Annotated in this window: 5 protein-coding genes and 1 pseudogene; 4 read left to right on the top strand and 2 right to left on the bottom strand. The window is 67.6% G+C overall.

The window, feature by feature from the left end; genetic code table 11:
• A pseudogene (locus CFB82_RS40770) lies at window positions 1-181 on the bottom strand (IS5/IS1182 family transposase); the annotation flags it as partial.
• Window positions 178-840, bottom strand: coding sequence for a hypothetical protein (locus CFB82_RS40765; protein WP_089487862.1), 663 nt, complete (start codon window positions 838-840; stop codon window positions 178-180). The pseudogene CFB82_RS40770 and the gene CFB82_RS40765, both read right to left, overlap by 4 nt.
• A gap of 368 nt (window positions 841-1,208) precedes the next feature.
• On the opposite strand from CFB82_RS40765, the gene CFB82_RS40760 reads away from it, so the two are divergent.
• The 4 genes from CFB82_RS40760 (at window position 1,209) to CFB82_RS44505 (ending at window position 5,631) form a co-directional block, all read left to right on the top strand.
• Complete coding sequence (locus CFB82_RS40760) at window positions 1,209-1,478, top strand: type II toxin-antitoxin system TacA family antitoxin (protein ID WP_089487861.1); 270 nt, start codon at window positions 1,209-1,211, stop codon at window positions 1,476-1,478.
• Window positions 1,475-1,963 carry a GNAT family N-acetyltransferase gene (locus CFB82_RS40755; protein ID WP_089487860.1) on the top strand — a complete coding sequence of 163 codons (489 nt, stop codon included), beginning with the start codon at window positions 1,475-1,477 and terminating at the stop codon, window positions 1,961-1,963. Before CFB82_RS40760 ends, CFB82_RS40755 begins: the two co-directional genes overlap by 4 nt.
• 403 nt (window positions 1,964-2,366) lie before the next feature.
• Entirely contained in the window at window positions 2,367-2,789 is a 423-nt protein-coding gene (locus CFB82_RS40750; protein ID WP_143751069.1) for a hypothetical protein, read from the top strand.
• Between the two features lie 19 nt (window positions 2,790-2,808).
• Window positions 2,809-5,631, top strand: a complete 2,823-nt coding sequence (locus CFB82_RS44505; protein WP_306426996.1) for an IS1096 element passenger TnpR family protein — start codon at window positions 2,809-2,811, stop codon at window positions 5,629-5,631.
• Window position 5,632: the final 1 nt, after the last annotated feature.

Below are 5,632 nucleotides of genomic sequence, written 5' to 3'. Positions count from 1 at the left end.
GCGCTGTCGCGCCGAACAGATCGATCACCTGCGCAGCAATGCCTTCACGATTGCGATGCGCGAACAGCGGCGCCATCGTAGCTTCGAGCTGCGCCCACGGCATGCGCGTCGCGAGCACCGCAAGCGGATGGCGCAGGTCGATCATCGAATCAAGGCGGCTTCGGAAGAAATCGTCGGTCATGTCGGCGCGCTCCAGCTCCCAGGTTCTAAATCAGATCGATATTCGTTCTGGGAGTTCGCAGCATATCCGGCTCCCGGCAATCCCTTGCAGGGCTTGGTTCCACTATGTTTTGCATGTCCGACGAAATAGCCCTGCAGCTTCTTTTCGAAGTCGGCCAGCCTTTGTTCCTCGGGTTCATTGCCGGCTTCCCGCGTCACCAGCTTGTAGTGCATCAGGCTATTACGCAGCGCGAACAGCGCGTCAACCGCCTTGGTCGCCGCGGACTTCCGGTCGAGGCCAGGCAGGTCGAGCAGGCGCAAGGCCAGTTCGTACTTTTCCAGCACGAATTCGCGCTCGACCTTGGGTACATCGGTCCAGATCCGCGCGACAAGCGCAGCCTTTTCGGTAGAGATGCCAAGGTGGTTCATCGCGCCCTGGTCGCGGCATTCCGCAAACAGCTCGTTCACAAACGCTTCGACAGCCGCCGCGCTCATCATGATCGCGCTGGTCGCGAACGCGTGATGCTCGGCGAGCACGGTCTGGTCGGGCCAGTCCTCGACGCGGTGGCCGGCTTCGAGGTCGTGCGCCTTCTTCGCCAGCAACGCGGCGCTGGTCAGATAGTTGATCGATAGGTAGGTGCGCATCGTGATACCGGATTCGCTGAAGGCCAGGGTGCTCATGGGCAGGTTCCTTAGGGGTGGGACGTTTCAGGGTGGCGGCTGGCGCTCCGCCAGGTCGACGGGTATCGGCCGCCGGGGCAAGAGAGCGGCCCGTGCGCGGGCGTCGGGGCCGTCCGTATCTTCGGCCACACCGGCGGGATTATGTAGGGCAGCAGCGCGGTTGGTGGGAGGGGATGCAAAAGTGCGACATCTGATAACTCCTCTTATCAGAGGACGCTGCCCCAGGCGCAGCTCCCCGGCGGCCGATTCACGGGATGTACGCATTGACGGACACCGGCTCTATCGCTCGCGAGCGCGCCCGGCAATTTTCCGTACAGCTTGACCTGACCGGCAAATTTCCGTACAGTGGCGAGAGGAGGTAACACCCTATGGCTACTACTCGCTTTGAAGCGCGCGTCGAGACCGACGTGCTGGCGGTGATCCGCCGGGCCGCCGAGATCCAGGGGCGCACGATGTCGGACTTCGTGGTGTCCGCTGCGCGCGAAGCCGCGCAACGCGCCATTTCCGATGCGGATGTGATTCGCCTGTCGGTGGCGGACTCGGAGCGCTTCGCCGCAGCGATTCTGTCGCCCGCCAAGCCCACGGACGCCTTGCAGCGGGCACTCGATCGTCACGACCAGCTGCTGCGTCACGAATGACCGGTCCGCAACTCACGGTGGCCGCGCTCGACGCGGCCCATGATCGAACCGGTTTTGAATGTGGCATGCCGGCGCTTGACCGCTACTTGCGCGAAACGGTGACGCAGGACGTTCGTCGTCGCGTCGCCGCGTGCTTTGTGATGCTCGACGGCAATTTCGTTGCTGGCTACTACACGCTGTCAGCCGCCAGTGTCGCGTTGGCCGATTTGCCCCACGAGGTAGCGCGCAAGCTGCCTCGCTATCCCGCGATCCCGGCGGTGCGCATGGGTCGACTGGCCGTTGATCGCCGGTATCGGGGCAGGGGACTGGGTGCAGCCTTGCTTGTCAATGCCCTGCGGCGCGCGGCCAGCTCGGAAATCCCGGCTGTCGCCTTGACCGTCGACGCGAAGGACGAGGGCGCCGCGGCATTCTATGGACACTTCGGCTTCCAGTCCCTCACGCACGACCCGCTGGCGTTGTTCTTGCCGTTGGCAACGGTCAAGTAGGCGTGGCCGCCGTATCATGCGCCCGACGCTAGCCCGGCTTTGGCCGGGTTTTTGAGGTGCGTCCGCAATGCCGAAAGTCTCCTGGTCGGCATTGACGGCACTTCAGGCCATGCGGTTTCGAACGAGTAGGGTGAGGCGCGCGAGCCGCTGGCACCCGATCGTCGTCGACGCAACGAGCCTTGCCGGCAAGCCGGGAGCGCCTATACTGATTCGGCGGCCGCGCCGCTGGGCAGCGCGACTGCAGTAGTTGGGTTGAATGCGGGCGGCGCATGGAAACGGCCATCCGATTTTTTTAGCGGGTGGTCTTGTCTGCTAATTCTCATTAGCAGCCCGTCGTTTAATTGCTAGAATAGAGTAGTTTCCATTTATCGATTAGGGGTTGCGCCCTAATTTAACTGAGTCCATGTCGATCCGACGACTGCCTCGGCCGCCCATTCCCACCGTCGCCCCCCGCGCGTTGCTCGATGCGATCGGTCAACGCTTCGGCGTCGAGCCGTTCACCTTCGCGCAGTGCGTCGGCCAAACTCGCAACCCGATCGAACTCGCCCGGCTGCAGGACCACCTGCAGGCCGCGCTGCGCGATGGCCAGATCGTGCCAGCCGTGGCCGCAGGTGGGGCGCGCGGTTATCGACTGGCGCCCGACACCTGGACGGCTGTGCAGCGGCGTCTCGCGCGAGCCGCCCAGCAGGCCGCGCGCGAAGCGGCAGAACAACGTGAGCGCGAACACGCGCTCGAACACGCGAAGATCCGCGACGCGATCGTGCTGCTCGAGCGACACGGCTATCGCGTGATCGGTCCGGACGGGGGAGGGCAGTCGGATGGCTAACCGGCCGCAAGCGGTCGCGGTGCCGCCGCCGGCGACCTATACGCGCACCGACTTCGCCGCGCTGCGCGCGCGCATCCAGGGCATCCCGGCCGCGACCATCGCGCGGCGTTTTTACGACGTCGAGGACAGTGCGGTACCGGCCGAGGCCGACGCGGTCGAGCGGCATCTCATGACGATGCGCGACGAGTTGGTGCGCCTGGCGCTGCTCAACGGATCCGCGGCGCTGGCCGAGCACCTGCGCGCGTCGATGCGGCAGCATGGCGAGGCGAAACTGACCGCCTTGACGCTGCGCATGGTCGAGGACGCGGCCAAGCTCGCCGCGGCGGCGCCCGCTGCCGATCACGCACTCGCGCTGTGGTTCCGGCCCCTCGTGGCGCAGCGCCTCACTGGGGAGGGGATCGCGACGCTCGGCGCGCTGATCGCGTACTGCAACCGGCATGGCGGCAGCTGGTGGCGCTCGATCCCCCGCATCGGCCCCCTGCGCGCCAAAACTCTGGTGGCGTGGCTGCGCCGGCACGAGGCGACGCTCGGCGCGCGCGTGGATGCCGACGTCGACGCGACGCCGCTCACCCCCGCACCCGATCGCGCGATCGTGGTCGGTCCGGGCACGGACCGGCTGGCGCCGCTCGAGCGGCTTGCGGCGCCGGTCGAATTGTCGGGGGCGGGCGGCACGAACCGCGCGGTCGGGTTCCCATTCATTCACGCCGAGCACGACCTGGCTGCGCTGCACGCGTGGCTCACGCGCTATCGCGACCGGCCCGCGACGCTGCGTGCGTACACGCGCGAGATCGAGCGCTTCGTGCTGTGGGCGCTGAAAGTGCGCGGCGTTGCGGTGTCGTCGCTACGCGTCGAGGACTGCGACGCCTACAAGGCATTTGTGCGGCAGCCGAGCGCTGACTTCTGCGGCCCGAAGCGACCTCGCGCGAGCGGCCGCTGGCGGCCGTTTACCGGCTCGCTGTCGGCTGACAGCCAGGCCTATGCGGTGCGCACGCTGCGTATGGCGTTCGACTGGCTCGTCAAAGTCCGCTATCTGGCCGGCAACCCATTCAGCGCCGTCACGCTGCCAGCCACGCTCACGCGCGAGTGGTCGCTGCAGGTCGAGCGGGCGCTGGCGTCGGACTTGTTGCGCACGTTGCGCGAGACGCTCGACGCGCACTGCGCGCGACCGGATGACGACGCGGTGCAGTGGCGCATCGCGCGCGCGGCGATCGGGCTGATGGTCGATTCGGGTCTGCGTCGCGCTGAAGCGGCCAGCGCTCGGCGCAGCGGCTTGAAACGCGTCGACGGCATCAAGGGGCAAACCGTGTGGACGCTCACGCTGGTTGGCAAGCGCAGCAAGGTGCGCACGGTCCCAGTGAGCCCCGCGACGCTTGAGGCGCTGCGTGCGCACTGGGCCGATCGCGGACTCGCGTGGGAGGGGGGCGACGTCAGTGATGCGCGTGCCGCGACGGCGAACGATCCGCCGCTGATCGCGCCGCTAGCGATTCCCGGTACTGCGACGGCCCAGGCGCGGCACGGAGAGGGGCCGGTCGCCTACGCCCCCGATGCGCTCGGCCGCCTGGTCCGCACCGCGCTCAAACGCCTGCAGGGTGAGCTGCAGCGGTGGGGTGCACTGTCGCCGTGGGACGCCGCGCAACTGCAAAAAGCCAGTGCGCATGCCTTGCGTCATACGTTCGGCACCGACGCGACCGCGCGCGGCGTGCCGATCGACGTGGTGCAGCAAATCCTCGGCCATGCGTCGCTCGCCACCACCTCGATCTACGTGAAGGCGCAGCAACAGCGCGTGCTCGAAGCGGCCCTCGACTATTACCAGCAGCAGGCGCGGGTGGTCCCCGCCGAATCGGCGACGGCGTTTGCGCCGCAGTTGATCCGTGACGACGCAGAGGGCGACGCCTTCAGTGCGCGCCATGATGACGAGGCGGCCGGGATGCGGTGCGCCCCGATCAAGCTCACGCTGCGCGTTGAGAACGTGGCGCCCACCGGGCGGGGGCGCGTGCGGACGATCCGCGCGCTCGAGCGCGGCATCCTCGGTGATCACGGGGCGGAACGCCTCGCGCCCGGCGTGTACGCGCTCAAGGTGCTGCACGAAGACGACGCGGCGCTCGACGTTGCGCTCGACGATCTGTTCGACGCGATTCGCGACGCAGCGCATCGGCACCATTGCGTGGCCGAGATCGATGCGCAGTGGGTTGGCACGGCCCGCACGTGGACTGATCGGGTGCCGGCCGCTCAGGTGGCCGAAGCGGTGATGCCGTTGCCGGGCAGTCCCGGTCGTTCCGGGGCGCGTGCGGACGACGCTGGGGATACGTCGCCCGGCCCGCGCGTGATGCGGCTGCGGGTCAGTCTGCAGGACGTGATGCCGGAAGTCTGGCGTCGCCTCGAGGTGCCGGCTGACATGTCGTTGGCCGAGCTGCACGCCGTGATTCAGGCAGCGATGGGCTGGCACGATCGGCATCGCTTCGGCTTCCAACGCAGGGGGGACGCCGCCACGGCAGTCGGTCTTGAATCCGCCCCGACCGACGTGCGTCTCGAAGCAGTCGGCGAGGTCGGTGCGGCACTCGTGTACACCTACGACCCCGACGACAACTGGCGTCATATCGTCGAAATCGAGGCGATCGGGCCGGCCCATCCACGGGCACGCACGCCGCGTTGCGTGGCCGGCGGCGGCGCCTGTCCGCCCGAGGACTGCGGCGGGTTGACGGGGTATGCGCAACTGGTGCGCACGCTCGCCGGCCGGATGACCGATGCCAAGCGCGCGCTGCTCGCGTGGCTCGGCGAGCCGTTCGATCCCGAGCTGTTTCGGGTCACTGACGCGAATGCGAGGCTGGCAGTTTTTCGATGAG

It is taken from the genome of Burkholderia sp. HI2714, from assembly GCF_002223085.1.
Lineage (GTDB): Bacteria > Pseudomonadota > Gammaproteobacteria > Burkholderiales > Burkholderiaceae > Burkholderia > Burkholderia lata_D.
The sequence above is the reverse complement of the archived record's forward strand: the minus strand, read 5'-3'. Positions and strand labels throughout refer to the sequence as shown.